General features: G+C 75.4%; 23 protein-coding genes. 11 read left to right on the top strand and 12 right to left on the bottom strand.

Translation table 11 applies throughout. The annotated features are described in order from the left end of the window. Window positions 1–126: 126 nt before the first annotated feature. The gene (gene ggt, locus G339_RS0110085; protein ID WP_019630956.1) at window positions 127–1923 is read left to right on the top strand and encodes a gamma-glutamyltransferase; all 1797 of its coding nucleotides are present in this window, start codon (window positions 127–129) and stop codon (window positions 1921–1923) included. Between the two features lie 161 nt (window positions 1924–2084). Continuing rightward, window positions 2085–2945 (top strand): oxygenase MpaB family protein, encoded by an 861-nt coding sequence (locus G339_RS0110080; RefSeq protein WP_019630955.1) that lies wholly within the window; start codon window positions 2085–2087, stop codon window positions 2943–2945. 39 nt (window positions 2946–2984) lie between these two features. On the opposite strand, the gene G339_RS0110075 is transcribed toward G339_RS0110080, so the two are convergent. After that, on the bottom strand, window positions 2985–4529 hold the full coding sequence (locus tag G339_RS0110075; protein ID WP_019630954.1) for a DHA2 family efflux MFS transporter permease subunit: 1545 nt from the start codon (window positions 4527–4529) through the stop codon (window positions 2985–2987). A gap of 156 nt (window positions 4530–4685) precedes the next feature. Here G339_RS0110075 and G339_RS0110070 point away from each other — a divergent pair, with 156 nt between their 5' ends. After that, window positions 4686–5168, top strand: a complete 483-nt coding sequence (locus G339_RS0110070; RefSeq protein ID WP_019630953.1) for a MarR family winged helix-turn-helix transcriptional regulator — start codon at window positions 4686–4688, stop codon at window positions 5166–5168. Here the strand turns inward: G339_RS0110070 and G339_RS0110065 are convergent. The 6 genes from G339_RS0110065 to uraH all read right to left on the bottom strand — a co-directional run bounded on the left by G339_RS0110065 (window position 5165) and on the right by uraH (window position 10549). Continuing rightward, window positions 5165–5473 carry a metal-sensitive transcriptional regulator gene (locus G339_RS0110065; protein WP_019630952.1) on the bottom strand — a complete coding sequence of 103 codons (309 nt, stop codon included), beginning with the start codon at window positions 5471–5473 and terminating at the stop codon, window positions 5165–5167. The genes G339_RS0110070 and G339_RS0110065 overlap by 4 nt on opposite strands. Before the next feature lie 98 nt (window positions 5474–5571). Then, window positions 5572–6162, bottom strand: a complete 591-nt coding sequence (locus G339_RS0110060) for a histidine phosphatase family protein (RefSeq protein WP_019630951.1) — start codon at window positions 6160–6162, stop codon at window positions 5572–5574. A gap of 15 nt (window positions 6163–6177) precedes the next feature. Continuing rightward, the gene (gene ald / locus G339_RS0110055) at window positions 6178–7296 is read right to left on the bottom strand and encodes an alanine dehydrogenase (protein ID WP_019630950.1); all 1119 of its coding nucleotides are present in this window, start codon (window positions 7294–7296) and stop codon (window positions 6178–6180) included. A gap of 75 nt (window positions 7297–7371) precedes the next feature. After that, window positions 7372–8547, bottom strand: coding sequence for a glycerate kinase (locus G339_RS0110050; RefSeq protein WP_019630949.1), 1176 nt, complete (start codon window positions 8545–8547; stop codon window positions 7372–7374). A gap of 70 nt (window positions 8548–8617) precedes the next feature. Beyond that, the gene (locus G339_RS0110045; RefSeq protein WP_019630948.1) at window positions 8618–10072 is read right to left on the bottom strand and encodes an NCS2 family permease; all 1455 of its coding nucleotides are present in this window, start codon (window positions 10070–10072) and stop codon (window positions 8618–8620) included. Window positions 10073–10207: 135 nt separating this feature from the next. Further along, window positions 10208–10549 (bottom strand): hydroxyisourate hydrolase, encoded by a 342-nt coding sequence (gene uraH, locus G339_RS0110040; RefSeq protein WP_026341309.1) that lies wholly within the window; start codon window positions 10547–10549, stop codon window positions 10208–10210. Window positions 10550–10795: 246 nt separating this feature from the next. Here uraH and G339_RS0110035 point away from each other — a divergent pair, with 246 nt between their 5' ends. The 5 genes from G339_RS0110035 (at window position 10796) to G339_RS0110015 (ending at window position 16951) form a co-directional block, all read left to right on the top strand. Further along, window positions 10796–12094, top strand: coding sequence for a helix-turn-helix domain-containing protein (locus G339_RS0110035; RefSeq protein ID WP_019630946.1), 1299 nt, complete (start codon window positions 10796–10798; stop codon window positions 12092–12094). A gap of 180 nt (window positions 12095–12274) precedes the next feature. After that, complete coding sequence (locus tag G339_RS36570; RefSeq protein ID WP_019630945.1) at window positions 12275–12913, top strand: copper resistance CopC family protein; 639 nt, start codon at window positions 12275–12277, stop codon at window positions 12911–12913. Then, the gene (locus G339_RS0110025; RefSeq protein ID WP_019630944.1) at window positions 12906–15017 is read left to right on the top strand and encodes a bifunctional copper resistance protein CopD/cytochrome c oxidase assembly protein; all 2112 of its coding nucleotides are present in this window, start codon (window positions 12906–12908) and stop codon (window positions 15015–15017) included. The genes G339_RS36570 and G339_RS0110025 overlap by 8 nt, the downstream gene beginning before the upstream one ends. Before the next feature lie 51 nt (window positions 15018–15068). After that, a complete protein-coding gene (locus G339_RS0110020) occupies window positions 15069–16307 on the top strand; it encodes a sensor histidine kinase (protein WP_026341308.1) in 1239 nt (412 codons plus the stop codon). After that, window positions 16304–16951 carry a response regulator transcription factor gene (locus G339_RS0110015; protein WP_019630942.1) on the top strand — a complete coding sequence of 216 codons (648 nt, stop codon included), beginning with the start codon at window positions 16304–16306 and terminating at the stop codon, window positions 16949–16951. Before G339_RS0110020 ends, G339_RS0110015 begins: the two co-directional genes overlap by 4 nt. On the opposite strand, the gene G339_RS33175 is transcribed toward G339_RS0110015, so the two are convergent. Next, window positions 16921–17850 (bottom strand): TIGR03564 family F420-dependent LLM class oxidoreductase, encoded by a 930-nt coding sequence (locus G339_RS33175; RefSeq protein WP_019630941.1) that lies wholly within the window; start codon window positions 17848–17850, stop codon window positions 16921–16923. The genes G339_RS0110015 and G339_RS33175 overlap by 31 nt on opposite strands. Before the next feature lie 89 nt (window positions 17851–17939). On the opposite strand from G339_RS33175, the gene G339_RS0110005 reads away from it, so the two are divergent. Then, window positions 17940–18470 carry a TetR/AcrR family transcriptional regulator gene (locus G339_RS0110005; RefSeq protein ID WP_019630940.1) on the top strand — a complete coding sequence of 177 codons (531 nt, stop codon included), beginning with the start codon at window positions 17940–17942 and terminating at the stop codon, window positions 18468–18470. 95 nt (window positions 18471–18565) lie between these two features. Further along, on the top strand, window positions 18566–19699 hold the full coding sequence (locus G339_RS0110000; protein ID WP_019630939.1) for a baeRF3 domain-containing protein: 1134 nt from the start codon (window positions 18566–18568) through the stop codon (window positions 19697–19699). A 3-nt stretch (window positions 19700–19702) separates the two neighbouring features. Here the strand turns inward: G339_RS0110000 and G339_RS0109995 are convergent, their stop codons facing one another. Further along, window positions 19703–20416, bottom strand: coding sequence for a metal-dependent hydrolase (locus G339_RS0109995; RefSeq protein ID WP_033322771.1), 714 nt, complete (start codon window positions 20414–20416; stop codon window positions 19703–19705). A gap of 131 nt (window positions 20417–20547) precedes the next feature. Here G339_RS0109995 and G339_RS0109990 point away from each other — a divergent pair, with 131 nt between their 5' ends. Further along, window positions 20548–21168, top strand: coding sequence for an NAD(P)-dependent oxidoreductase (locus G339_RS0109990; RefSeq protein WP_019630937.1), 621 nt, complete (start codon window positions 20548–20550; stop codon window positions 21166–21168). On the opposite strand, the gene G339_RS0109985 is transcribed toward G339_RS0109990, so the two are convergent. From G339_RS0109985 to map, 3 genes are read right to left on the bottom strand one after another with little or no spacing between them, the layout of a single operon-like run. Next, window positions 21152–22195, bottom strand: coding sequence for a DNA polymerase ligase N-terminal domain-containing protein (locus G339_RS0109985; RefSeq protein WP_019630936.1), 1044 nt, complete (start codon window positions 22193–22195; stop codon window positions 21152–21154). The two genes, G339_RS0109990 and G339_RS0109985, sit on opposite strands and share 17 nt — an antisense overlap. Before the next feature lie 32 nt (window positions 22196–22227). After that, entirely contained in the window at window positions 22228–22896 is a 669-nt protein-coding gene (locus G339_RS0109980) for a ComEA family DNA-binding protein (RefSeq protein ID WP_019630935.1), read from the bottom strand. A 53-nt stretch (window positions 22897–22949) separates the two neighbouring features. Then, complete coding sequence (gene map / locus G339_RS0109975; RefSeq protein ID WP_019630934.1) at window positions 22950–23801, bottom strand: type I methionyl aminopeptidase; 852 nt, start codon at window positions 23799–23801, stop codon at window positions 22950–22952. Window positions 23802–23810: the final 9 nt, after the last annotated feature.

Raw genomic sequence — 23810 nt, 5'->3', positions numbered from 1 at the left:
AACCTGAGTTAATCTCGAATCGAGAATACGTCGGAACAGTCCCGGATGTCCAGTCCGCGCGGCTGGCCATCGCCGCGGATCGGTGAAACGGTGAACGCAGACCCGTGTGATCCGCAGGAGGCCCCCGTGTCCCGCCGCACGACGTTCGCCCTGGTCACCGCCGCCGTCACCGCCGCCGCCTGGCTCGTGCCGGCCCCCGCCCGCGCCGACGCCCGGCAGGCCGTCGCCACCGGCTACGGCGGCGCGGTCGCCACCGTGGACCTCGACGCCAGCCGCGCCGCGCTGGAAGTCCTCAAGGACGGCGGCAACGCGATGGACGCGGCCGTCGCCGCCGCCGCGACGCTCGGCGTCACCGAGCCGTTCGTCGCCGCGATCGGCGGCGGCGGGTACCTCGTCCACTACGACGCGCGCACCGGCCGCGTCGAGACGGTCGACGGGCGCGAGACCGCCCCGCGCGCGACCCGCGACGACGCGTTCGTGGACCCCGCCACCGGGCAGGCGCTCCCGTTCGACGACGCCGTGACCAGCGGACTCAGCGTCGGCGTCCCCGGCACCGTCGCCCAGTGGGACCGCGGGCTGCGCGAGTTCGGCAGCCGCCCGCTCGGCGCGCTGCTGCGGCCCGCGATCCGCGTCGCCGAGCGCGGGTTCACCGTCGACCAGGAGTTCCACGACCAGGCGGCGGTCAACCAGGCGCGGTTCGCCGACATCGTGCCGACGCGGAAGCTGTTCCTGCCCGGCGGCGAACCGCCGCGCGTCGGGTCCACGTTCCGCAACCCCGACCTCGCCGCGACGTACCGGGAGCTGGCGCGGCGCGGCCCGTCCTGGCTGTACGGCGGCGGGCTCGGCGCGGAGGTCGCGGCGACCGTCGCGCGGCCGCCCGTCGATCCGGCGGCGGCGCGGAAGGTCCGGCCCGGCCGGATGACGGTCCGCGACCTCGCCGCCTACCGCGCGCTGACACCGCCGCCGACGCGCGTCCGCTACGAGGGCCTGGACGTGTACGGCGCGCCGCCGTCGTCGTCGGGCGGCTCGACGGTCGGGGAGGCGCTGAACATCATCGCCGCGCTGCGCCCCGACCGGCGCGACCCGGTCGCGGTCCTGCACGCCTACCTGGAGGCGTCCAAGCTCGCCTACGCCGACCGCAACCGGTACGTGGGCGACCCGGCGCAGGAGGACGTCCCGCTGCGCGCGCTCCTGTCGAAGAGGTTCGCGGAAGGGCGCGCGTGCCTGGTCGGTCCCGCGAAGGCCGCGCCCGCGCCCGTCGCGCCCGGCGATCCGGCGCGGCCGGGCTGCACCGCGCCCGGCGTCGCCGCGCCGACGCCGTACGAAGGCCAGCAGACGACGCATCTCGTCGTCGCGGACCGGTGGGGGAACGTCGTCGCGTACAACGTCACGCTGGAGCAGTTCGGCGGCAGCGGCCTGACGGTTCCCGGCCGGGGCTTCCTGCTCAACAACGAGCTGACCGACTTCACGCTCCAGCCGCCCGCGCCCGGCGCGCCGCACGACCCGAACCTGCCCGGCCCCGGCAAGCGGCCGCGCAGCAGCATGGCCCCGACGATCGTCCTCGACCACGGCCGCCCACGGTTCGCGGTCGGGACGCCCGGCGGCTCGACGATCCCCACGACCGTCCTCCAGATCCTGCTGAACCGCCTCGACCTCGGCATGGACCTGCCCGCCGCGCTCGCCGCGCCCCGCGCGACGCAGCGCAACACCGCGCAGGTGTTCGCCGAGCCCGCGTTCATCGCGCGGTACAAGGCGAAACTCGCCGCGCTGGGCCACGACGTCGCCGAGTTCCCGGGGCCGCCCGCCGGGGTGATCGGGGCGGCGACGGCGCTGGAGTTCCTGCGGCCCGGACTCGTCCAGGCCGTCGCGGAGCCGGTCCGGCGGGGCGGCGGCAGCGCGCTGGCCGTCCGCCCGGCCCGCTGACCGCGCGGCGACGGACGTGTCACCTCGGGTGTGACCCACGTCATAAACGGGAATGTAAGTCTTCGGTTACCGTGGCGGGCGTGGTTTCCTCGGCCCGGAGAGAGAGCGCCCCGCCACGGGACGGGCGCGCCGCCGGGAACGTTCGGCGAGAGGGGCTGACCGTGCGGGAGAGCGAACGCGGGGACGAGGACTACGGCCTCTTCGGTCCCGGGTCGGTGACCTGGCACGTCATGGGCGAGCCGGTGCTGATCGTCGGCGGCGTGCGCGCGCTGCTGCTCCAGGCGCTGCATCCCCGGACGATGTGGGGCACCGCGCAGAACTCCGAGCTGATGGACCCGAGCGCCGCCTGGTCGCGGCTCGCCCGGACCGTCGAGTTCGTCCGCGTCCGCACCTACGGCACCCGCGACGAGGTCGAGCGCATCGGCCGCCGCGTCCGCAAACTCCACTCCAAGCTCACCGGCACCGACCCGCGCACCGGCGAGGCGTTCCCGGTGGACGACCCGGAGAACCTGCTGTGGGTCCACCTCGGCGAGGTCGACTCCTACCTCGACATCGCGCGCCGCGCCGGGGTGCCGCTCACCCGCGCCGACGCCGACGCGTTCGTGGACGAGCAGCGCCGGGCCGCGGCCGTCGTCGGCCTCGACCCGGCGGACGTGCCCGCGTCCGTCGCGGAGATGCGGGACTACTACGCGATGATGCGCCGCGACATCTTCGCCTGCGACGAGGCCCGGCTGGGCCTGCGCCGCATGTTCAACCCGGCCGTCCCGCGCAGGATGCTGCCGCTCAAGCTCGCCGCCCCCGCCGTCGGGACGCTCGTGGTGTCCACGCTGCCCCGCTGGGCGCGGCGGATGTACGGGCTGCCGGGCCTGCCCACGTCCGACCTGGCGGCCACGCTGACGCTCAAGGGCCTGTACCGCACGACGCGCGTCCTCCCCGAGCGGTACCGCTACTCGCCGGACGCGCGCCGCGCGCTGGAGCTGACCCGCGGCCTGGACGACGCCGGCTGGCCGGTCGCGTCCTGACCGCGGGCTTTACCACGGGCCGGACCACGGGCCGGACCGCTAGAGGTGCGGCGCGACCTCCGGCACCTGCTCGGCGGCGGGCTCGTGCGGCAGGTGCCGCGCGCCCCGCCGGGGCAGCAGCAGCGCCGGGACGATCAGCGCCGCCGTCAGCCCGAGCGCCAGCCAGAACGGCGCGTGGAACGACTCGGCCAGCAGCGGCGCGACCTTGACCCGCACCGCCTCGGGGATGTCGCCGAACCCGCCGTGCGACCCGGACGCCTGCGGCAGCCGGTCGCCGATCTGCCGGGACAGCAGCACCGCCAGCAGCGCCGAGCCGAGCGAGCCGCCGAGCTGCATGATGATGTTCAGCGAGCTGGTGGCCCGCGCGACCGCGCGCTGCGGGAGCGTCGCGATGGCGGAGCTCATCGTCGGCATCATCGTCGCGCCGAGGCCGAGGCCCCGGACGAACAGCGCGCCGCTCAGCAGCCAGTACGACGTCCCGGCGGAGACCTGCGTGAACGCGATCGTCCCGAGCGTCAGCAGCACGATCCCGAACGGGACGACGCGGCCCGCGCCGAGCCGGTCGGTGAGCTGCCCGGCGACCGGCATCGCCAGCGCCGCGCCGAGCCCCTGCGGCGCGAGCAGCAGCCCGGCGGCGAACGCGGTCTCGCCGCGCGCGGTCTGGTAGTAGAGCGGCAGCAGGAGCAGCGAGCCGATCAGCGCGACGCCGACGAGCAGCACCGCCACGGACGCGGTCGCGAACGTGCGGTCGGCGAACAGCCGGACGTCGATCAGCGCCCGGTCGCCCCGCTGGAGGCTGTGCGCGACGAACAGCGCGATGAGCACCGCGCCCGCCGCGAGCCAGCCGTAGGTGTCGGGCGAGCCGAAGCCGTGCGCGTTGGCCTGCGACAGGCCGTAGATGCTCAGCGCGAACGCGGGCGGCAGCAGCACCAGGCCGCGCAGGTCGAGCGCGGCGCGGCCCTCGTGCGGCTCCCCGGCGGGGATGCGCCACCAGGCGAGCGCCAGGGCCAGCGCGCCGACCGGCACGTTCACCAGGAAGATCCACCGCCAGTCGGCGTTGTCGACGAGCCAGCCGCCGATGACCGGGCCGAGGATCGGCCCGAGCAGCATCGGGACGCCGACGATGCTCATGACGCGGCCCATCCGGCGCGGCCCGGCGGCCATCGACAGGATCGCCATGCCGGTCGGCATCAGCATGCCGCCGCCGAGCCCCTGCAGGACGCGGAAGACGATCAGCGACTCGATGTTCCAGGCCGCCCCCGACAGCGCTGATCCGGCGACGAACAGGACGATCGACGTCATCCAGACGCGCCGCCCGCCGAAGCGGTCCACCGCCCAGCCGGTCAGCGGGATGACGGTGCCGAGCGCGAGCATGTAGCCGGTGACGACCCACTGGATCGTGGACAGGTCGGTCTTGAAGTCGTGGCCGAGCGTCTTCAGCGCGACGTTGACGATCGTGGTGTCCAGAATCGCCATGATCGTGCCGGAGACGATCACCAGCCCGAGCACCAGGATGCCGCGGTCCAGCCGGTCCGACGCGCCGGGCGGTCCCGGCGGCGCCGCCGCGGACGGGGTTTCGGACATGGGAGCCCCCTTGGGAAAGGTCGGCGGGCCTCGTCCCCCGAACGAGGCCGCGGGGAGATGCCTTGAAGTTCAAGGTATTGGCAGTGGGCCACGAAATATGTTGAACTTCAAGCCATGCGCGCGCAGTCTCCTTCCGACCCCGCTCGGTCGCCCCGGGTGGACGACGACACCGTCGAGCTGATCCAGCTCCTCGGCCGCATCATGCGCGCGCTGAAGAAGCCTGGTCACGGCGGCACCGGGCCGCCGAAACTCGTCGTCCGGCTGAAGGAGGCGGGCCTCGGGCCCCGGCACATGCCCGTCCTCATGACGCTCATCACAGCGGGGCCGTCGGCCGTGGGGGAGCTGGCGGCGCGGGTCGGGCTCGGCGCGGCCACCACGAGCCAGCTCGTCGGCGAACTCCAGCGCGCGGGGCTCGTCGAACGCGGCGTGGACGAGCGGGACCGGCGGCGCGCCCTCGTGCGCATCGCGGAACCGTGGCGGGCCGAGGCCGAGGAGGTCCTGCGCACCCGGCTCGACCCGGCGCGGCGGATGCTCGCCGCGCTCACGCCCGTCGAGCGCGAGCACTTCCTGCGCGGCCTCCGGCTGCTGGTCGAGGAACAGGAAGCCCAGGACGACCAGACGGGCTGCGGCGCTCCCTAGCCGCGCCGCATCAGGCGGCCGACCGCCGCCATCAGCTCGGTGGACATCGCGTCGCCCTTGCCCTCTTCGGCGCCCTCGGCGACGCAGTGCCGGACGTGCCCGTCGAGCAGGCCCAGCGCGACCTTGTCGAGGGCGGCCTGCACGGCGGAGATCTGGGTGAGGATGTCGATGCAGTACCGGTCGTCGTCCACCATGCGCTCGATCCCGCGCACCTGCCCCTCGATCCGGCGCAGCCGCGTCTGGAGCTGGTCCTTGGTCGCGGTGTAGCCGCGGACCGGGGTCTCGCCGGGGCTCGGGGTGGTCATCGTCGTCCTCGCAATCGTGCCGGTCGGAGCGCGCGGCCCGCGCTGCCATCCTATGCGGCTCGTCCCGGTTTCCCGCCGATCGCGAAGACCGCCGCCGGTCAGCCCGGCGGGACGTTCCAGGACGCGATCACCGGCCGTCCGTGCTCGTCGCCGAGCCGCGAGACCGTCCCGGTGTCCAGCGCGAACAGCCGGCCCAGCGACGGCTCCAGCCCGAGCCAGCGGGCCGTCAGCACCCGCAGCACGTGCCCGTGCGCGACCAGCGTGACGTCGCCCGAGGCCAGCAGCGGACGGCACCGGTCCAGCACGGCGTCCACCCGCTTGCCGACCTGCTCCACGCTCTCGCCGGGGTGCTCGGCGTCGCCGGGGACCACGCCGTCGTCCCACAGGTACCAGCCGGGCCGCCGCTCGCGGATCTCCGCGCTGGTGATGCCCTCGTACCCGCCGTAGTCCCACTCCCAGAGGTCGGGATCGACCGCGTCCACCGCCAGCCCGGCCAGCTCCGCCGTCCGCAGCGCCCGCCCCGCCGGGCTCGACAGCACCCGCACGGCCCCGCGCAGCGCCGCCGCGCCGCGCAGCGCGCGGGCCTGCTCCTCCCCGCGCGGGGTGAGCGGCAGGTCGGTGCGGCCGGTGTGGCGCCTGGCCCGGCTCCACTCGGTCTCGCCGTGCCGGAGAAGGATCAGTTCGCCCATGCGGCCACCTTACGGTCAGGACGCCAGGACGACCTCCAGCGGCGTGCGCTCCAGCCCGTGCGCCTCGGCGACCGGGCCGTTCACGACCCGTCCCGCGTGCGTGTTCAGGCCGAGGGCGAGCGCCGGGTCGGCGCGCATCGCCTCCCGCCAGCCGAGCGCGGCGATCTTCAGCGCGTACGGCAGCGTCACGTTCGTCAGCGCGTACGTGGACGTGTTCGGCACCGACCCCGGCATGTTCGCCACGCAGTAGAACAGCGAGCCGTGGACGCGGTACGTCGGGTCCGCGTGCGTCGTCGGACGCGAGTCCTCGAAGCAGCCGCCCTGGTCGATCGCGATGTCCACCAGCACCGACCCCTCCTTCATGTGCGCGACCAGCTCGCCCGACACCAGCTTCGGGGCCCGCGCGCCGGGGATCAGCACCGCGCCGACCACCAGGTCCGCCTCGACGGCCTGCTGCCGGACCGAGTACGCCGTCGAGACCAGCGTCCTGATCCGGCCGCCGTGCGCGGCGTCGATGGCGCGGAGGCGGTCGACGTCCACGTCCATCACCGTCACGTCCGCGCCCATCCCGGCGGCGATCCGCGCCGCGTTCAGCCCGGCCACGCCGCCGCCGATCACCGTCACGCGCGCCGGGGCGACGCCCGGCACCCCGCCCGGCAGCACCCCGCGACCGCCGTTGAACTTCATCAGGTTGTACGCGCCGACCTGCGCCGCGAGCCGCCCCGCGACCTCCGACATCGGCGCGAGCAGCGGCAGCGAGCCGTTCGGGAGCTGGACGGTCTCGTACCCGACCGCCGTCACGCCCGCCGCCAGCAGCGCGTCCGCGCAGTCCCGCGACGCGGCCAGGTGCAGGTACGTGAACAGCGTCTGCCCGCGCCCCATCCGGTGGTACTCGGCGGGGACGGGCTCCTTCACCTTCAGCACCAGCTCGGCCTCGCCCCACGCCGCGTCCGGGCCGTCGACGATCTTCGCGCCCGCGTCGGCGAACTCGGCGTCGGGCACCGCCGAGCCCGTCCCCGCACCCCGCTCCACGAACACCTCGTGGCCGTGCCGGGTCAGCTCGTGGACGCCCGCCGGGGTGATCGCGACCCGGTACTCGTTGTCCTTGATCTCGCGCGGAACGCCGATCCTCATGCCTACCTCCCGGGTCGGGCTCTCCCCGTGTATGCCCGGCCGCCGGGGGCGGCAGTCACGGCGCGGAGGCGCAGGTCACAGGGAGGCGAGGGGCAGCCACTCGTCCGCGATGGCGACGGTGAGCTGCTCCAGCAGCGGCCCCGCCCGGCGCATCGAGCGCTCGACGTCCTTCTCGATGTCCGCGAGCGCGTAGACGGCCTGGATGCGGCTGCGGCGCAACTGCTCGCCGGTCAGGCCGCGCCGCCCGGTGACGGCCACGACGGGCGTCCCGGCGCGCGCCGCCGACCGCGCCACCCCGGCCGGGGTCCGGCCGCGCAGCGTGCGGGTGTCCAGCGCGCCCTCGCCGGTGATGACGAGCCGCGCGCCGCGCGCCCGCTCGGCGAACCCGAGCAGGTCCAGCAGGAACACCGGGCCGGGCCGGACGGCCGCGCCGAGCAGCGCCAGCGCGGCGAAGCCCGCGCCGCCGCCCGCGCCCGCGCCGGGCAGGTCGCGGGCGGTGCGCCGGGCGGCGGCCTCGGCGAGGTCGGCCCAGCGGCGCAGGCCCGCGTCCAGCAGCCGGACGCCGTCGCGGCCTCCGGAACCCGCGTCGGTGCCCGCCGCCGGGACGCCGGACCGGCCGAGCAGCGGCCCGGCGGCCGTGCCCGCGACGATCAGCTCCGTCCGCGCCAGATCAGGAAGCCCGCGCAGGTCCAGCGCGTGCAGGTTGCGCAGCGCGGCCCCGCCGGGCGGCAGTTCGCGGCCGAGCGGGTCCAGCAGCCGCCCGCCGAGGCCCTGGACCAGCCCCGCCCCGCCGTCCGGGGCGGCGCTCGCGCCGAGCCCGAGGACGATCCGCCGCGCCCCGCCGCGCACCGCGTGCCCGAGGAGCTGCCCCGCGCCGAAGCTGGACGCCGTGAGCGGCCGCGGCCGCCCGTCCGGCAGCAGCCGCGGCCCGCACGCCTCCCCGAGGTCGACGACGGCGGTGTCCCGCTCGACCGCCAGCGACGCCGTCACCGGCCGCCCGGTCGGCCCCCGGACCTCCACCGGCACCCGCCGCCAGCCCGCCGCGACCGCCGCCTCGGCGAGCCCGTCCCCGGACGCGGGGACGGGCATCTCCACCACCGGCAGGCCGGGCCGGACGCGCCGCAGCCCGACCGCCAGGTGCCGGGTCACCGCCGCGGCCGACAGCGAGCCCTTGAACCGGTCGGCGGCCAGCAGGACGTGGCCGCGGACCCCGTGTCCGGCTGGCTCGGGGGGTTCGTCCGCGGGCGCCACACCACTGCCTTTCGCCGAGGAGGAGGGCGGCGAGCGTGAGACTCCGCCCTCTGTCTAGTTCATCTCGGCACTATTTAACGCCCAGGACTTCTTCCACGACGTTCAAACCGAAGTAGAGGACGAACACGATCGTCACGATCCACAGCAGCCAGCCCGCTTCGCGCGGCTTCCCGCGCGCGACCTTGATCAGCGTGTAGGAGACGATCCCGGCCCCGATGCCGTTGGTGATCGAGTACGTGTACGGCATCACCACGACGGTGAGGAACGCGGGGATCGCGAACCCGAGGTCGTTCCAGTCGATCTTGGCGACGCGCATCATCATCAGCGCGCCGACGACGACCAGCGCGGGCGCGGCGGCCTGCGCGGGGACGACCGCCGCGAGCGGCGTGAGGAACAGCGTCACGGTGAACAGCGCGCCGGTCGCGATGTTCGCCAGGCCCGTGCGCGCGCCCTCGCCGACACCGGCCGCGGACTCGACGAACACGGTGTTCGCCGAGGAGCTGGTGACGCCGCCGAGCGCGGCCGACAGGCCGTCGACCGACAGGATGCGGCCGAGGCGGGGGACCTGGCCCTTCTCGTCCACCAGGCCCGCCTCGTCGCTGACGCCGAGGATCGTGCCCATCGCGTCGAAGAACCCGGACAGCACCAGCGTGAACAGCACGACGATCGCGGTCAGCACGCCCGCCTCGGCGAACCCGCCGAACACGTCCACCTTGCCGAACAGCCCGAAGTCGGGCGTGGCGAAGTAGCGGTCGGGCAGGTCGGGGACGACCACGCCCCACGAGCCCGGCCCCTTCGCCGGGATCGACGCGTTCTTCTGGACGACCACCGCGACGACCGTGGACACCACGATCCCGATCAGGATCGCGCCCGGCACCCGCCGCACGTACAGGACGATCATCAGCAGCAGCGACAGCACGAACACCGCGGACGGCCAGCTCGCCAGCCGCCCGCCCAGGCCCAGCGCCAGCGGCGGGCTCTCGGCGCTGGACGAGATGAACCCGCCGTCCACCATGCCGACCAGCGCGATGAACGCGCCGATGCCGACCGCGATGGCGTGCTTGAGCGCCAGCGGGATCGCGTTCATGATCAGTTCGCGGACGCCGGTGACCGCCAGCAGCACGATCACGACGCCCTCGAGGACGACCAAGCCCATCGCCTGCGCCCACGTCATCTGCGGCGCGGCCTGGAACGCCACCACCGCGTTGATGCCGAGCCCGGACGCCAGCGCCAGCGGCACGTTCCCGACGAGCCCCATGATGATCGTGGTGATCGCCGCCGACAGCGCCGTCATCGTCGTGAGCTGCGGGATCGACAGCACGTCCCCGTGGACGTCCTTCGCCCCGCCCAGGATGATCGGGTTCAGCAGGATGATGTACGCCATCGCGAAGAACGTGGTGACCCCGCCGCGCAGCTCGCGCGGGACGGTCGTGCCGCGCCCGGTCAGCTCGAAGAACCGGTCCAGCGGGCCGCGCCGGCCGGGCGGCGGACGGTCTTTCGCGGCCGCGGGGGTGGGGTGGGACATCGGGCACTCCGAATCTGGCTCTGGAAAACGGACCGGCACACATTAACTGCCCGCGCCGGGCGCGGACCGAACCGGCGCCCGGCCCGGCCCGGCTCCCGTGATCATCCCGAAACCCGTCCGTGACCTGCGGGGACGTCAACCGCCCCGGTACGTCGAGTAGCCGAACGCGCCGAGCGAGAGCGGGACGTGGTGGTGCTCGCCGTCGTCGGGCGCGGCGAAGAGCACCGCGATCTCCGGGTAGAACGTCGGCTCGCCGCGCTCGGCGAAGTACGCGCCCGAGCCGAACCGGAGGCGGTAGGTGCCCGGCGGCGTCGCGCCCCCGGCGTCGCCCGGGGACGCGCTCCACCGCCCGTCCGCGCCGGTCGCGCCCTCGGCCACGGCCTCCCAGGTGTCGTTCTCGTAACGATCCAGCCGGACGGGCAGGCCCGCCGCGGGCCGCCCGCTCCGGCTGTCGAGCACGTGCGTCGAAACGGTCATGGCGCCAGTACAGCAGGAGATCGGGGCGGGCGCGGCGGGGGTCGTCCGCTATAGCCTGCGGTGGTGCGAATGCGAGCGGTGGCGGTGGACGGCGCGGCCGTCGGGCACGCTTCGGTACCGGATCGGGCGGATCAGGCGGATCGGGCGGCCCACGGGCCCGGACCTCGGCACACTGGACGACCGAGTCGACTTCTTCCTCGCCGCGCGCGCGACGCGCGCGGCGAGCACCTCTAGGCGGTGGTCACGATGGATCGGGAGACCCTGGGGCAGCGCATCCGCGCGCTGCGCATCCGGCAGGGGATCAGCCAGGCCCAGCTCGCTTTCCCCGAGCTGTCCGACAGCTACATCTCGCTGATCGAGAGCGACAAGCGGATTCCCGCGCCGAGCGTCATCGACCTGCTGGCGGGCAAGCTGAACTGCTCGGCGACGTACCTGGTGAGCGGCGTCAGCGAGGACGTCGTGGACGAGCTGCGCGTCACCCTCGACTACGCCGAGATCGCGCTGCGCAACGGCGCCCCCGGCGAGGCCCGCGCCCGGTTCGCCGACGTCCTGGCCAGCAGCGACGCCGTCGCGCTGCCCGAGATGCTGCGGCAGGCCCGGTGGGGCCACGCGCTGGCGCTGGAGGCCGCCGGGGAGCTGGCCGCCGCCGTCGACGAGCTGCGCGCGCTGGCCGGGGAGCTGCCGCTGGAGGCCGACCTGGAGCAGTGGTCGAACCTGCACGTCGCGCTGAGCCGCTGCCTGCGCGAGCGCGGCGACGTCGGCGAGGGCGTCCGGGTCGCGGAGGACGCGCTGCGCCGCCTCATCGCGGCCGGGGCCGACGCCACCGACGCCGCCGTCCGGCTCGGCGCCGCGCTGCTCGCCGCGTTCGTCGAGCGCGGCGACCTGGTGCGGGCCCGCCAGCTCGCCGCCCAGCTCGTGGAACGTGCCGAGCGCGTGGGCGGGGCCTGCGCGCGGCTGGCCGCCTACCGCGAGGCCGCGCACGTCGCGGAGATCCGCGGGGAGTACGAGGAGGGCGTCCGGCTCGCGGAGCTGGCGCTGCGCAGCGCCGACGACGAGCAGGACCCGCGCGTCGTCGCGCACGTGCGGATCTCCTACGCGGGCCTGCTGCTGCGGGCGCGCCCCGACCAGGCCGCGCAGGCCCGCGACCTGCTCGCGCGCGTGCGGGAGGAGACGCGGGTGGGCTCGGCCGGGGAGGCGCTGGTCGCGGCGTGCCTGACCGAGCTGGCCCGCGCCGAGACCGCGCTCGGCCGCCCCGGCGAGGCCGTCGCGCTCGCGGAGGAGGCGCTGGAGCTGCTGGGCGACGCGCCGCGCCGCGCGACGGCGTGGGCGCTGACCGTCCTCGGCGAGGCGTGCGCGCGGCTGGGCCGCCGCAACCGGGCCGTGGAGGTGCTGACCCGGGCCGCGACGCACCTGGAGGAGCTGGAGTCCTCGCGGGAGGCCGCGCAGACGTGGTTCGACCTGGCCGAGCTGCTGGCGGAGACGGGCGCGGAGGAGGACTCCCGGCTCGACGCGTACCGGCGGGCGCTCACGTGCGCGGGCATCTGAACGGCGTCCGGATGATTGCGGTCTGAGCGGAATGATCGGCCGTTAGGCTGGGGCGAGCACCCCGCGCGACCCCCGCCGGCCCGGCGTTCCGGGCCGCACCGGGGGGTTGCCGGGGCACCGTCGCCACCGGGCAATACGCTGGAGACGGCTTCCGTTCCCACCTGGAGAAACCGGCCCACCATGAGCTTCCGCACGCCCCGCCCGCGCCGTCTCGCGCCGCTCGGCCTGTCCGCCGCCACCGCCGTCCTCGGGCTCGGGGTCCTGTTCGCGTCCCCGGCGTCGGCGGACACGCGCCTGGTCGCCAGCGACCCGGCCGAGGGCGCGTCGGTCGCGGCGCCGGCGCAGGTGACGCTGACGTTCAGCGGCGCGGTCAAGTCGGCGCAGGTCACCGTCACCGACGCGGACGGCGGGGCGGTCCAGGACGGGACGGCCGCCGCGTCCGGCGCGAAGGTCGTCCAGAAGCTCAAGGGCGGCCTCGACGCGGGCGCGTACACGATCACCTACCACGCGGTCGGCGCGGACGGCGCGGCGCTGCCGGTCGGCGAGCTGGGCTTCCTCGTCGCCGACGGCGGGGCGACCGCGCCGCCCGGCCTCGCGCCCGCCGAGTCCACCGAGCAGCCGCAGGACGCGCCGCCGACCACCGAGGCGGGCAAGGCGATCGACACGAAGAAGGCCGCCGAGAAGGACTCCGGGTCGGGCGTCCCGGTCTGGGTCTGGATCGTCGGCGGCGGCGTGATCGGCATCGCCATCGGGGTCGGCATCGTCTTCCGCGCCAAGCGCCGCCACCCGGCGAGCGGCGGGGGAGCGGGCGATGACTAAGAGCGTCCCGGCCGCGGCGAAGGGCGCGCCGGTCCCCGCGCCGGGCGTCCCGGGCGTCGTGCGGGCCGCCGCCGTCGCCTCGGTCGCGGCCGTCGCCGGGCTCGTCCTGGCGCTGCTGGCGGGCGGCGCGGCCGCCGAGCAGGTCATCCCCGGCCTCGGCGACGCGGGCGCGGTCACCCGGTGGGGGCTGCCGTTCGCGCGGACCGTCATGGACCTGTCGTCGGCGCTGACGGTCGGCGCGCTGCTCGCCGCCGTCGTCCTGCTGCCGATGAACGCGGCGCGGCCGGGCCGCCGCGCCCGCGCGGCCGCCGCCAAGGAGGCGGGCGACGCCCCGAGCCCGCTGTCGGCGGACGCGATCTCCTACCTGCGGGCGGCGTCGTGGCTGTCCGCCGCCTGGGCCGTCGCGGCCGGGACCACGCTGGTGTTCACGGTCGCGGACGTGCTCGGGCAGCCCGTCCTGGACGTCCTCACCGGCAACGAGCTGAGCAGCTACATCGGCTCGCTGCCGCAGGGCAACGCGCTGATGTTCGTCGTCCTGCTCGCCGTCGTCGTCGCGCTGCTGGCCTGGACGACGACCACGCCCGGCGCCGCGTTCGGGCTGCTGGCGCTCGCCGCCGTCGCGCTGCTGCCGCCGCCGCTCACCGGGCACTCGGCGTCCGCCGCCAACCACGAGGTCGCCGTCACCGGCGTCGCGCTGCACGTCGTGGCCATCGCGCCGTGGGTCGGCGGGCTGGCGATGACGGGCGTCCACGCGCTGACGGGCCGCGCCGGGCTCGGCGTGATGGCGTCCCGGTTCAGCCGGATGGCGCTGTGGTGCTATGTCGTCGTCGGCGCGAGCGGCCTGGTGAACGTCGTCGCCCGGCTGCCCGACCCCGCCGAGCTGGTCACGACGAGCTACGGGCGGCTCGCCACCGCCAAGATCATCGCGTTCGCGGTCCTCGGCGTGTTCGGCTGGTGGCACCGCGAGCGGACGATCCCGGCGATCGAGGCCGGCAAGCCGCGCGCGTTCGCCCGGCTCGCGACCGTCGAGGCCGCGATCATGGCCGCGACGATGGGCCTGGCCGTCGCGCTCAGCCGCTCCGCGCCGCCCGCGCCGACCACCGACGAGAGCGCGGTCGCCACCCAGCTCGGCTACGCCATGCCCCCGCACGTCACCGCGCTGCGGCTGCTGACGCTCGGGCGCTTCGACCTGTTCTTCGGGGTGCTCGTCGTCGTCCTCGGCGGCCTGTACCTCGCGGGGATCGTCCGGCTGCGGCGGCGCGGCGACCACTGGCCGATGCCGCGCGCCGCCGCCTGGTTCGTCGGCCTGCTGACGATCGTCGCCGTCACGCAGACCGGCGTCGCGCGGTACGCGCCGATCCTGTTCAGCGTCCACATGGCGCAGCACATGGTGCTCAACATGCTGACGCCGATCTTCCTGGTCGCGGGCGCGCCGATCACGCTGGCGCTGCGCGCGCTCAAACCCGCCGCCGTCCGCGGCGACCGCGGCCCCCGCGAATGGCTGACGATCGCGCTGCACAGCCGGTACGTCCGGTTCATCGCGCACCCGGCGGTCGCGACGATCATCTTCGTGGCGAGCACGTTCGCGCTGTACTTCACGCCGCTGTTCGAGACGCTGATGCGCGACCACCTCGGCCACATCGCGATGATGGTCCACTTCCTGGCGTCGGGCTGCCTGTTCTTCTGGGTGCTCATCGGCGTCGACCCCGCGCCGTACAAGCTGCCGTACCCGGGCCGCCTGCTGCTGCTGTTCGTGACGATGCCGTTCCACGCGTTCTTCGGCATCGCGCTGATGAACATCAGCCAGGCGCTGGCGCGCGGCTGGTACACCGGCGTCCACCCCGACTGGGGCACGTCCATCCTCAAGGACCAGCACACCGGCGGGGCCATCGCGTGGGCGTTCGGCGAGGTGCCGACGTTCATCGTGCTGATCATCCTGGCGTTCCAGTGGTTCTTCGACGACCAGCGCCAGGCCCGCCGCCAGGACCGCCGGGCCGACCGCGCGGCCGCGCGCGGCGACGGCGACCCCGCCGACGACGAGCTGGCCGCCTACAACGCCCGGCTGGCGCGCCTCGCCCGCCGCGACGAGGCCGCCGAGGACTGATTCACCCGCGCGGGGGAGGGCCGCGCGCCGCCCGTCCGGGAGAATCGCCTGATGCGAGGGGTGCTGCGCGCGGTGATCGCGCGCGAGACGTGGCGGCGCTGGTCGTACCTGGTCGGGGGCGGCGCGCTGCTGATCCCGTACCTGCTCGTCGCGATGACAACGCTCGGGCCGCTGCCGATCAGCCCGCTCGCGCAGACGGTCCTGATCCTCGCGGCGGTCCCGGCGGCGGGGACGTTCGTGACGGGGCTCGTCCCGGCGGTGCGGCTGCTGGAGGGCGCGGCGGCGCGCGAACTGCTCGGCGGCCCGCTCGCGGCGCTGCCCGCCGCGCCCGCCCGCTCGGCGGCCGACCGGGTCCGCACCGGCTGCTGGTTCACGCTGCACCTGTTCCTCGGGTTCGCCGTCAGCGGCGTCAGCCTGGCGCTGCCGCCGTTCGCGGCGGTGCTGCTGGTGACGCCGTTCGTCCGGTGGGAGGTCGCCCGCTACCTGGGCGGCCTCGCGCAGGGCGGGTCGCGGTGGCTGCTGGTCCCGATCGGGCTGGCGCTGCTCGCGCTGTGCCTGGCGGTGATCATCGTGGCGGGGCGGCTGCTGGCGCGGCTGGCGCCCCGGTTCCTCGGGCCGTCGGCGGCCGACCGGCTCGCGGAGCTGGCCGAGGCGGCGGCCAAGCTCGCGGAGCGCAACCGGCTGGCGCGCGAGCTGCACGACTCGGTGGGGCACGCGCTGAGCGTCGTCACGTTGCAGGCGGCCGCGGCGGGCCGCGTCCTCGCGACGGACCCGGCCTTCGCGCGGGAGGCGCTGGGCGCCATCGAGGAATCGGCGCGGGCCGCGCTGGAGGACCTCGACCACGTCCTCGGCCTGCTGCGCGAGGACGCGCGGCCCGCCGCCGCGCCGCCCGCGCCGCAGCCGACGCTCGCGGACCTGCCCCGGCTGCTGGAGCGGACGCGCGTCGCGGGCGTCGCGCTGGACGCCGAGGTCGACCCGGCGGCGGACCGCGTCCCGGCCGCCGTGTCCCGGGAGGCGTACCGCATCGCGCAGGAGTGCCTCACCAACGCCCTGCGCCACGCCGGACCGGTCCCGGTGCGGTTCCGGCTCGCCGTGCGCGGCGACCGGCTGGAACTCGCGGTCGGCAATCCGCTCGCCGAACACGCCGTCCCGCCCGCCCGCCGCACGGGTGGCCGGGGCCTCGCGGGCATCCGCGAGCGCGTCACCGTCCTGCGCGGCACCCTCGACGCCGGACCGGCGGACGGACGGTTCGAGGTCCGCGTCGGCCTCCCGCTAGGGTCGCGGGCATGACGGTCACGGTCCTGCTCGCCGACGACGAGCGCCTCATCCGCGCGGGGCTCGCCGCGATCATCGGCGCGGAGCCCGACCTGGCGGTCGCGGGCGAGGCGGGCGACGGCGTCGAGGTCGTCGAGGCGGCGGCGCGGCTGCGGCCCGACGTGGTGCTGATGGACGTCCGGATGCCCCGGCTGGACGGCCTCACCGCCACCCGCCGCGTCCTCGCCGCCCCGGACCCGCCCAAGGTCATCGTCGTGACGACGTTCGAGAACGACGAGTACGTCTACGACGCGCTCAAGGCGGGCGCGTCCGGCTTCCTGCTCAAACGCGCCCGCCCCGAGGAGATCCTGCACGCCGTGCGGATGGTCGCGGGCGGCGACACCCTGCTGTTCCCCGCCGCGATCCGCGCGCTGGCCGCTGCGCACGGCCCCGACGCCGGGCCCGGCGCGGACTGGCACGCCCGGCTCACCGAGCGGGAGGCCGACGTCCTGCGGCTCGTGGCGCGCGGCCGGTCCAACGCCGAGATCGCCGCCGACCTGTTCGTCAGCCCGCAGACGGTCAAGACGCACGTCGGGAACCTGCTGGCCAAGCTCGGCGCGCGGGACCGCACGCAGGCGGTGATCCTGGCCTACGAGACCGGGTTCGTCACCCCCGGCTGAGCGAAGCGGTCCGCGACGAACGCCAGCGTGCGCTCGCGCAGCTCGTCGTCGCCGTGCGCGCTGACGAGCAGGTCGGTGACGCCCGCGTCGGCGAACCGGGCGAGGTCGCGTTCGAGGGTCTTCTCGTCGCCCGCGAGCAGGGTCTCGTGGACGCCGTCGAGGCCCTGCCGGTCGAGGATCGCCCGGTAGGCGGGCAGGTTCCCGGCGAAGCCGAGCTGCGCGCCGAGTTCGGCGCGCACGCCGTCCGGGTCGTCGGTCAGGGCGACCGAGATCCCGGCCAGGACGCGCGGCGCGGGCCGTCCGGCGGCCTCGGCGGCGCGCGCCGCGCTCGGCACGATGTGGTCGGCGAGCGCGGCGGCGCCGGTCCAGGTGGTGACGACGCCGTCCGCCAGCTCGCCCGCGATCTTCAACATGACGGGCCCGAGCGCGCTCAGGATGATCGGCGGCACGGCCGCTCCCGGCGCGCTGACCTGCGCCTTCGTGGACAGCGTCGCACCCTGGTATTCGACCTCCTCTCCGGCCAGCAGCGGACGCAACACGGTCAGGTACTCGCGGACGTGCCGGGCGGGCCGCTCGTACGACGCGCCGTACAGGTCCTGCACGAATCCCGGGTGGCTCGGCCCGACGCCGAGCGTGAACCGCCCGCCCGTCAGCGCCGACGCCGTCAGCGCGCGGCCCGCGAGCCCCACCGGGTGCTGGGCGTAGGTGTGGACGACGGCCGTCCCGACCTCCAGGCCGGGCGCGCGCCGCGCGGCCTCGGCGGCGACGGCGATGGCGTCCCAACCGGTGAGCTGGCCGAAGAAGGCCGAGGCGTAGCCGAGTCCGGCGGCGTGCCGGGCCTGGTCGGCGATGGTGTCGAGCGGTGCGCCGCCCGCGAGGAGGAAAACGCCGATGCGCATGGGTCGCTCCATAAGGTGAACCGGATGTTCCGCTTCCGGAGGCTAACATGAAGCGCCGATTCCGTTTGCCCGAATCCCCGGGAGGCTCCGTGCGCGCCGACGCGCGCCGCAACCGCGACCGCATCACCGCCGCCGCGCTCGACCTGTTCGCCGCGCGCGGCCCCGACGTGCCGATGGACGACATCGCGCGCGCCGCCGGACTCGGCGTCGGCACGCTCTACCGCCACTTCCCGGATCGCTGCGCGCTCGTCGAGGAGATCGCCGCCGCCGCGCTCACCGACCTGTGCGCCGCCGCCGAGGCCGCCCTCGACCGCCCCGGCCCGCGCTGGGACGCCTTCACCGCGCTCGTGGACCACTGCGCCGGCCGCCCGCTCGCGCTGGTCAAGTCGCTCAGCGACCGCGTCCCCGGGCCCGCCGAGAGCGACGGCCTCCAGCGGCGCTTCGCCGAACTCCTGTGCCGCCTCGCCGCGGACGCGCAGAGGGAGGGCGGCATGCGGACGGACCTCGCGCCCGCCGACGTGCTGGCCGTGCTGTCCACCGCCGTCTGCCGCCCCGGCGCGCGGGCGGGCGACCCGCTCGTCACCGTCGTCCTCGACGGGCTCCGCGCCCCGGCCTCCTGAACCCCGCGCGCGAACCTCAATCGCCCCTTACGCGCCATTTACCTCGCGCTCGTTACAAAGAAGACAGCAACGGAGGCGAACCGATCGGGGGGATCATGAACGAGCCGCGGCGCCGTCCGCCGGACGCCGTCACGCTGTCCGACCTGCGCAAGCCCCGGACCTTCCCCGCCGTGTCGGTGCTCATGCCGACCGAGCGGGGCGCGCCGGGCGACCGCCGGGACCGCGTCCGGCTGCGGAACCTGCTCGCCGAGGCGCGCCGCAGGCTCCGGCAGGACGCCCGGGTCGCCCCGGACGCCGCCGACCGGGTCGTCCGCGGCCTGGAGTCGGCCGCCGGACAGGTCGACCTGCGGCACCCCGAGGACGGCCTGGTCCTGTTCGCCACCCCGGACGGCGAGCACCACGCCTTCATGATCGACCAGCCGGTGGACGAGCGCGTCATCGTGGACACCACGTTCGCGACCCGCGACCTGATCGCCGCCGACGCCCGGCGCCCCAAGTACTGGGTCGTCACGCTGTCGGACCAGTGCGCGCGGCTGTGGGACGGCCGCGACGGCGAACTCGCCGAGCACGACGCGGACGGCTTCCCGGTCGGCGTCCCGCCCGCGGCCCGGCCCGCGTCGGCGGACGCGCCCGCGCGCCGCGACCGCCCGCAGCGCGGCGGCACCGCCGAGGAGCGCCACCGGCGGCTCGCCCGGGAGGTCGCGCACCGCCTCGAAACCGTCGTCGCGCACGACCCGCGGCCGGTCGTCGTCGCCGGGGTCACCCGCCACCAGGCGTTCTTCGACGAGGCCGCCGGACCGCACCTGACCATCGCCGGACGGATCGACGGCGCGCACGAGCACACGCCGCCCGCGCGGCTGGCGGAGCTGGCCCGGCCCGTCCTGCACGCCTACGACGACCTGCGCGAGGTCGCCGTCCTCGCCGAACTGGAGGCGGCGCGCGGGCTCCACCGGTACGCGGCCGGGCTCCGCGAGGTCGTCCCGCTGGTCGAGGCGGGCCGCGCCGAGCACCTGGTCGTGGAGCGCGGCTACTACGCCCCGGCCGTCCGCACGGACGGCGACGTCGTGCCGGTCGACGGGCCGCCCGGCGTCCTGCGCGGCGCGGACGTCGTGGACGACCTCGTGGACAACCTCATCGAGGACACGCTGGAGTACGGCGGCGAGGTCACGTTCGTCTCGGACGGCTTCCTGGTCGACCACGACCGCATCGCCGTGGTCGTGCGGTTCTAGCCGTCAGCCGCGCGTCAGCCAGCGCGCGCCGAGGTCCCCGAGCACCGACCGCATCGCCAGGATCGCCACGCCGAGCAGGAGGACCGGCGCGACGACCCAGCGCTCGACCTTCCCGTCCGTCTTCGGGACGAGCGGGACGTCGATCCGCCACGGGATCGGCCACAGCACCGGGCAGCCCTTGGGCGTCAGGCAGTCCCCGGCGACGTGCGCGAGGCACCCGAGCGTGACCGCGTACCCGGCGAAGCTCATGTCGAGGCCGTGCATCAGGTACACCGCGACGCCCGCGAGGACGCAGTCGGCGATGGCCGACTGCGGCTCCTTGCCCTCGAAGTCCAGCCCGATCCCGCGCAGCCCGAACCCGACGATGACGAACAGCGCCGCCCACCACCCGTACACGAAATGCACGGCGAGCAGGTGCATCGCGACGCCCATCAGCGCCGCGAACAGGATCGAGTGCGTCGCGTGCCGGTGCCCGCCGCTGATCTTGCCGACCCACTTGCAGAACACCTTGGTGATCGGCCCGTAGGTGTTGGCGATCCGCCCGTTGTGGTGGTCGATGTCGGGCAGGAGCCCGGCCCCGGCGCACACCACCGCGCCCGCGAGGAGCTGCTTGGCCGACAGGTCCACGGCGTACTTGCCGAGCAGGTCCTCGTTCGTCAGCAGCGGCGCGGCGGCCAGCCACGCCAGTGCGCCGCTGAGCGCGTGCGTCTTGCCCATCATCTGTGTCGTTCACCGCTTTCGCCCGGACGCCTCGCCGGACTCTAACCCGTCCAAATGATCAATAACGGGCGGCGCGCCGGAACCGGCCGCCGATCATCCCGGCGGGACCGGCGGATAACGTCGGGACCATGAAGATCCTGCTGATCGGCGCGACCGGGATGATCGGCTCCCGCGTCGCCGCCGAGGCCCGCGCGCGCGGCCACGAAGTCACCGGAACGACCCGGAGCGGCGCGGCCGGCACCGCGCGCCTGGACGCCGCCGACGCCGACCGCGTCGCGGCGCTCGCCGCGGGCCGCGACGCCGTCGTCCTGGCGATCTCGCCGCCCCGCGACGGCACCCCGCCCGCCCCCGCGCTGCTCGCCGCGGGCCGCGCGGTGCTCGCGGGCGTGCGCGCGGCGGGCGTGTCCCGGCTCGTCGTCGTCGGCGGGGCGGGCAGCCTGGAGGTCGCGCCCGGCCTCCGCCACGTGGACGAGCCCGACTTCCCCGACGAGTACAAGGCCGAGTCCCTGGCCCAGGCCGACCTGCTCGACCTCCTGCGCGCCGACGCCGACGACCTCGCCTGGACCTACATCTCGCCCGCCCAGGTCATCGCGCCCGGCGAGCGGACCGGCCACTACCGGCGCGGCGGCGACGCCCTGCTCCGCGACGCCGAGGACCGCAGCTTCATCTCCGCCGAGGACTACGCCCTCGCGCTCGTCGACGAGCTGGAGACCGGCCGGGCCGTCGGACGCATCACCGTCGCGTACTGACCGGCAGCCACCGCCAGTCCGCCGACTCCGCGCCCGGCCGGTACGGCGAGGCCAGCCGCTTCGCGACGATGCCCGCCAGGCCCTCGCGCTCCGCCGCGTCCCGGACCGCCCCGCCCGAGTTCTCGTCGCCCGGGAACCAGGGGGCGGTCCGGAAGCCGGGGCCGTCGAGGCCGAGCGCGTCCAGCCGCGCCCGGCGCTCCCGGTACGGGACGTCCAGCAGCGGACGGCCGTCCAGGTGCGGCACGTCGAAGACCAGGTACACCTCGTCGCCCGCGACCCGCGCGACCTCGCCGTCCAGCAGCGCGGGCCGCGCCCCGAGCGCCCCGCCCAGCGCCGTGCCGAGCCCCGCCGGGGCCTTCGCCGGGCGGCCGTCCGCGCCGGTGAACCGCGCCCGGCCCCCGGTGACGCGGGCCAGCAGCCGCCGCCCGCCCCACGCGAACTCGAAACCCCACGCGTCCTCGTCGCGCGGCAGCCGCGCCCGGCGCTGCGCGCGCATCGGGCGCAGGCCCTCCGGCGGCGGCTCCGCGTCCGGGTCGGCGGGCGGGTCCGTCCGGTGGATCATCCAGTCGTCGCCGCGCGTGCGGAACAGCACGTAGCGGCCCGTCACGCGGGTGCCGTGGAAGACGACCTTGACCTCGCGGTCGGTCCACTTCTCCGTCTCGTACGTCCCCCGGTCCCACAGGATCGCCCGGCCCGCGCCGTACTCGCCCGCCGGGATCTCGCCCTCGAAGGACGCGTACTCCAGCGGGTGGTCCTCGGTGTGGACGGCCAGCCGGTTCTCGCGCGGATCGTCCGGGACGCCCTTGGGCACCGCCCACGACACCAGCACCCCGCCGCGCTCCAGCCGCAAATCCCAGTGCAGGCTGCGCGCGTGGTGCTCCTGGACCACGAACGTGTCGTCCGCGTCGTGGGGGAGCGGCGCGTCCGCCGGGACGGGCTCGGGCGTGCGCCCCGGATCGCGGCGGCGGCGGTACTCCGCGAGCCGGTCGCCGCCCGCCCGGTCCGCCGCCCGCTTCTCGGCTGCCATGACCGCCGCCTACCCGCCGGGCGGCCCGCCACTCAGCGCAGGAACACCGCGTACTCGGCCAGATCCTCGGTGAGCGTCGCGGGCAGCCCCGCCACCGCCGCCAGCTCCTCCGCCGAGACGAACCCGCCCGTCTCCTCCCGCACCCGGATGATCCGGTCCGCGAGGTCGGCGGAGACGCCCGGCAGCAGCGTCAGCGCCTCGCGCGGCGCGTGGTTGACGTCCACCAGCCCGCCGTCCTTGTACTGCCGGGGGAGGTCCGGGCGGCCGATCCGCAGCTCGCGCGCCAGCCGGGGGTCGCCCGCCGCCAGCTCCCGCGCCTTGTCGCGCAGCACCCGCTGCCGCCGCACCCGCTCCACCACGGCCTCGTTGCCGACGCCCGACAGCCCGTGCGGGTCGAACACCTGCCGCCGGATCAGGAACGCGTGCGCGCAGCCGCCCACCGACAGCAGGAACATCACCGGCCCGAGCCCGAACCCCGCCAGCACGGCCAGCGCGAACAGCCCCCAGTACACCGCCGCCGACACCATCAGATGCCGCGAGCGCCGCCAGACGAACGCCGCCGTGAACGTCACCGGCGTCAGGTAGCCGAGCGACAGGAACGGCAGCGCCGCCCACGTCACGCTGAGCGCCGCGCGCCACTCCGGCATGCTGTCGGAGGGGACCCGCGGCTCGTACCGCTCGTACGGCTCCGGAGCGTTCATCGCGCTGCCCTCCCGGACGGGGACGTGGGTCCTGCCGCTCGTGCCCGCCGGCGTCAGGGCGACGTCAGGATCTCGTGTCCGCTTTCGGTCACGAGGATGGTGTGCTCGAACTGGGCGGTGCGCCTGCGGTCCTTGGTGACGACGGTCCACCCGTCGTCCCACATGTCGTAGTCGAACGTGCCGAGCGTCAGCATCGGCTCCACCGTGAACGTCATGCCCGCCTGGATGACCTGCGTCGCGCGCGGGTCGTCGTAGTGCGGCACGACGAGGCCGGAGTGGAACGTCGTCCCGATGCCGTGGCCGGTGAAGTCGCGCACGACGCCGTACCCGAACCGCTTGGCGTAGGACTCGATGACGCGGCCGATCACGTTCAGCGCCCGGCCGGGCCGCGCGGCGCGGATGCCGCGCATCATCGCCTCGTGGGTGCGCTCCACGAGCAGCCGCGACTCCTCGTCCACGTCGCCGCACAGGAACGTGGCGTTGGTGTCGCCGTGGACGCCGTCGATGAACGCCGTGATGTCGACGTTGACGATGTCGCCGTCGCGCAGCACGGTGTCGTCGGGGATGCCGTGGCAGATGACCTCGTTCACCGACGTGCAGAGCGACTTGGGGAACCCCCGGTACCCGAGCGTGGACGGGTAGGCGCCCCGCGCCGCCAGGAACTCGTGGCCGACGACGTCCAGCTCGTCCGTCGTGACGCCGGGCCGGACGTGGCGGCCCACCTCCTGCAGCGCCTGCGCCGCGATGCGCCCCGCGACGCGCATCCGCTCGACCATCTCCGGCGGCTTGACGTCCGGCTCGCCGGTCTTGGGACGCTTCTTTCCGACGTACTCCGGGCGCGGGATGTGCGCCGGGACCTTCCGCAGGGGGGAGACACGGCCGGGCCGGAGGAGGTGCGTCGTCATGCTTCTGGA

Origin of the sequence: Actinomadura atramentaria DSM 43919, assembly GCF_000381885.1 — a bacterium.
Classification (GTDB): Bacteria; Actinomycetota; Actinomycetes; order Streptosporangiales; family Streptosporangiaceae; genus Spirillospora; species Spirillospora atramentaria.
The sequence above is the reverse complement of the archived record's forward strand: the minus strand, read 5'-3'. Positions and strand labels throughout refer to the sequence as shown.

Coding starts and splice junctions, on each gene's coding strand:
- G339_RS0110015 (WP_019630942.1), top strand. CDS start 16,304: ATGACGGTCACGGTCCTGCTCGCCGACGACGAGCGCCTCATCCGCGCG.
- G339_RS0110000 (WP_019630939.1), top strand. CDS start 18,566: ATGAACGAGCCGCGGCGCCGTCCGCCGGACGCCGTCACGCTGTCCGAC.
- map (WP_019630934.1), bottom strand. CDS start 23,801: ATGACGACGCACCTCCTCCGGCCCGGCCGTGTCTCCCCCCTGCGGAAG.
- G339_RS0110060 (WP_019630951.1), bottom strand. CDS start 6,162: ATGGGCGAACTGATCCTTCTCCGGCACGGCGAGACCGAGTGGAGCCGG.
- G339_RS0109990 (WP_019630937.1), top strand. CDS start 20,548: ATGAAGATCCTGCTGATCGGCGCGACCGGGATGATCGGCTCCCGCGTC.
- G339_RS0110020 (WP_026341308.1), top strand. CDS start 15,069: ATGCGAGGGGTGCTGCGCGCGGTGATCGCGCGCGAGACGTGGCGGCGC.
- G339_RS0109995 (WP_033322771.1), bottom strand. CDS start 20,416: ATGGGCAAGACGCACGCGCTCAGCGGCGCACTGGCGTGGCTGGCCGCC.
- G339_RS36570 (WP_019630945.1), top strand. CDS start 12,275: ATGAGCTTCCGCACGCCCCGCCCGCGCCGTCTCGCGCCGCTCGGCCTG.
- G339_RS0109980 (WP_019630935.1), bottom strand. CDS start 22,896: ATGAACGCTCCGGAGCCGTACGAGCGGTACGAGCCGCGGGTCCCCTCC.
- ald (WP_019630950.1), bottom strand. CDS start 7,296: ATGAGGATCGGCGTTCCGCGCGAGATCAAGGACAACGAGTACCGGGTC.
- G339_RS0110035 (WP_019630946.1), top strand. CDS start 10,796: ATGGATCGGGAGACCCTGGGGCAGCGCATCCGCGCGCTGCGCATCCGG.
- uraH (WP_026341309.1), bottom strand. CDS start 10,549: ATGACCGTTTCGACGCACGTGCTCGACAGCCGGAGCGGGCGGCCCGCG.
- G339_RS0110065 (WP_019630952.1), bottom strand. CDS start 5,473: ATGACCACCCCGAGCCCCGGCGAGACCCCGGTCCGCGGCTACACCGCG.
- G339_RS0110025 (WP_019630944.1), top strand. CDS start 12,906: ATGACTAAGAGCGTCCCGGCCGCGGCGAAGGGCGCGCCGGTCCCCGCG.
- G339_RS0110075 (WP_019630954.1), bottom strand. CDS start 4,529: ATGTCCGAAACCCCGTCCGCGGCGGCGCCGCCGGGACCGCCCGGCGCG.
- G339_RS0109985 (WP_019630936.1), bottom strand. CDS start 22,195: ATGGCAGCCGAGAAGCGGGCGGCGGACCGGGCGGGCGGCGACCGGCTC.
- G339_RS33175 (WP_019630941.1), bottom strand. CDS start 17,850: ATGCGCATCGGCGTTTTCCTCCTCGCGGGCGGCGCACCGCTCGACACC.
- G339_RS0110045 (WP_019630948.1), bottom strand. CDS start 10,072: ATGTCCCACCCCACCCCCGCGGCCGCGAAAGACCGTCCGCCGCCCGGC.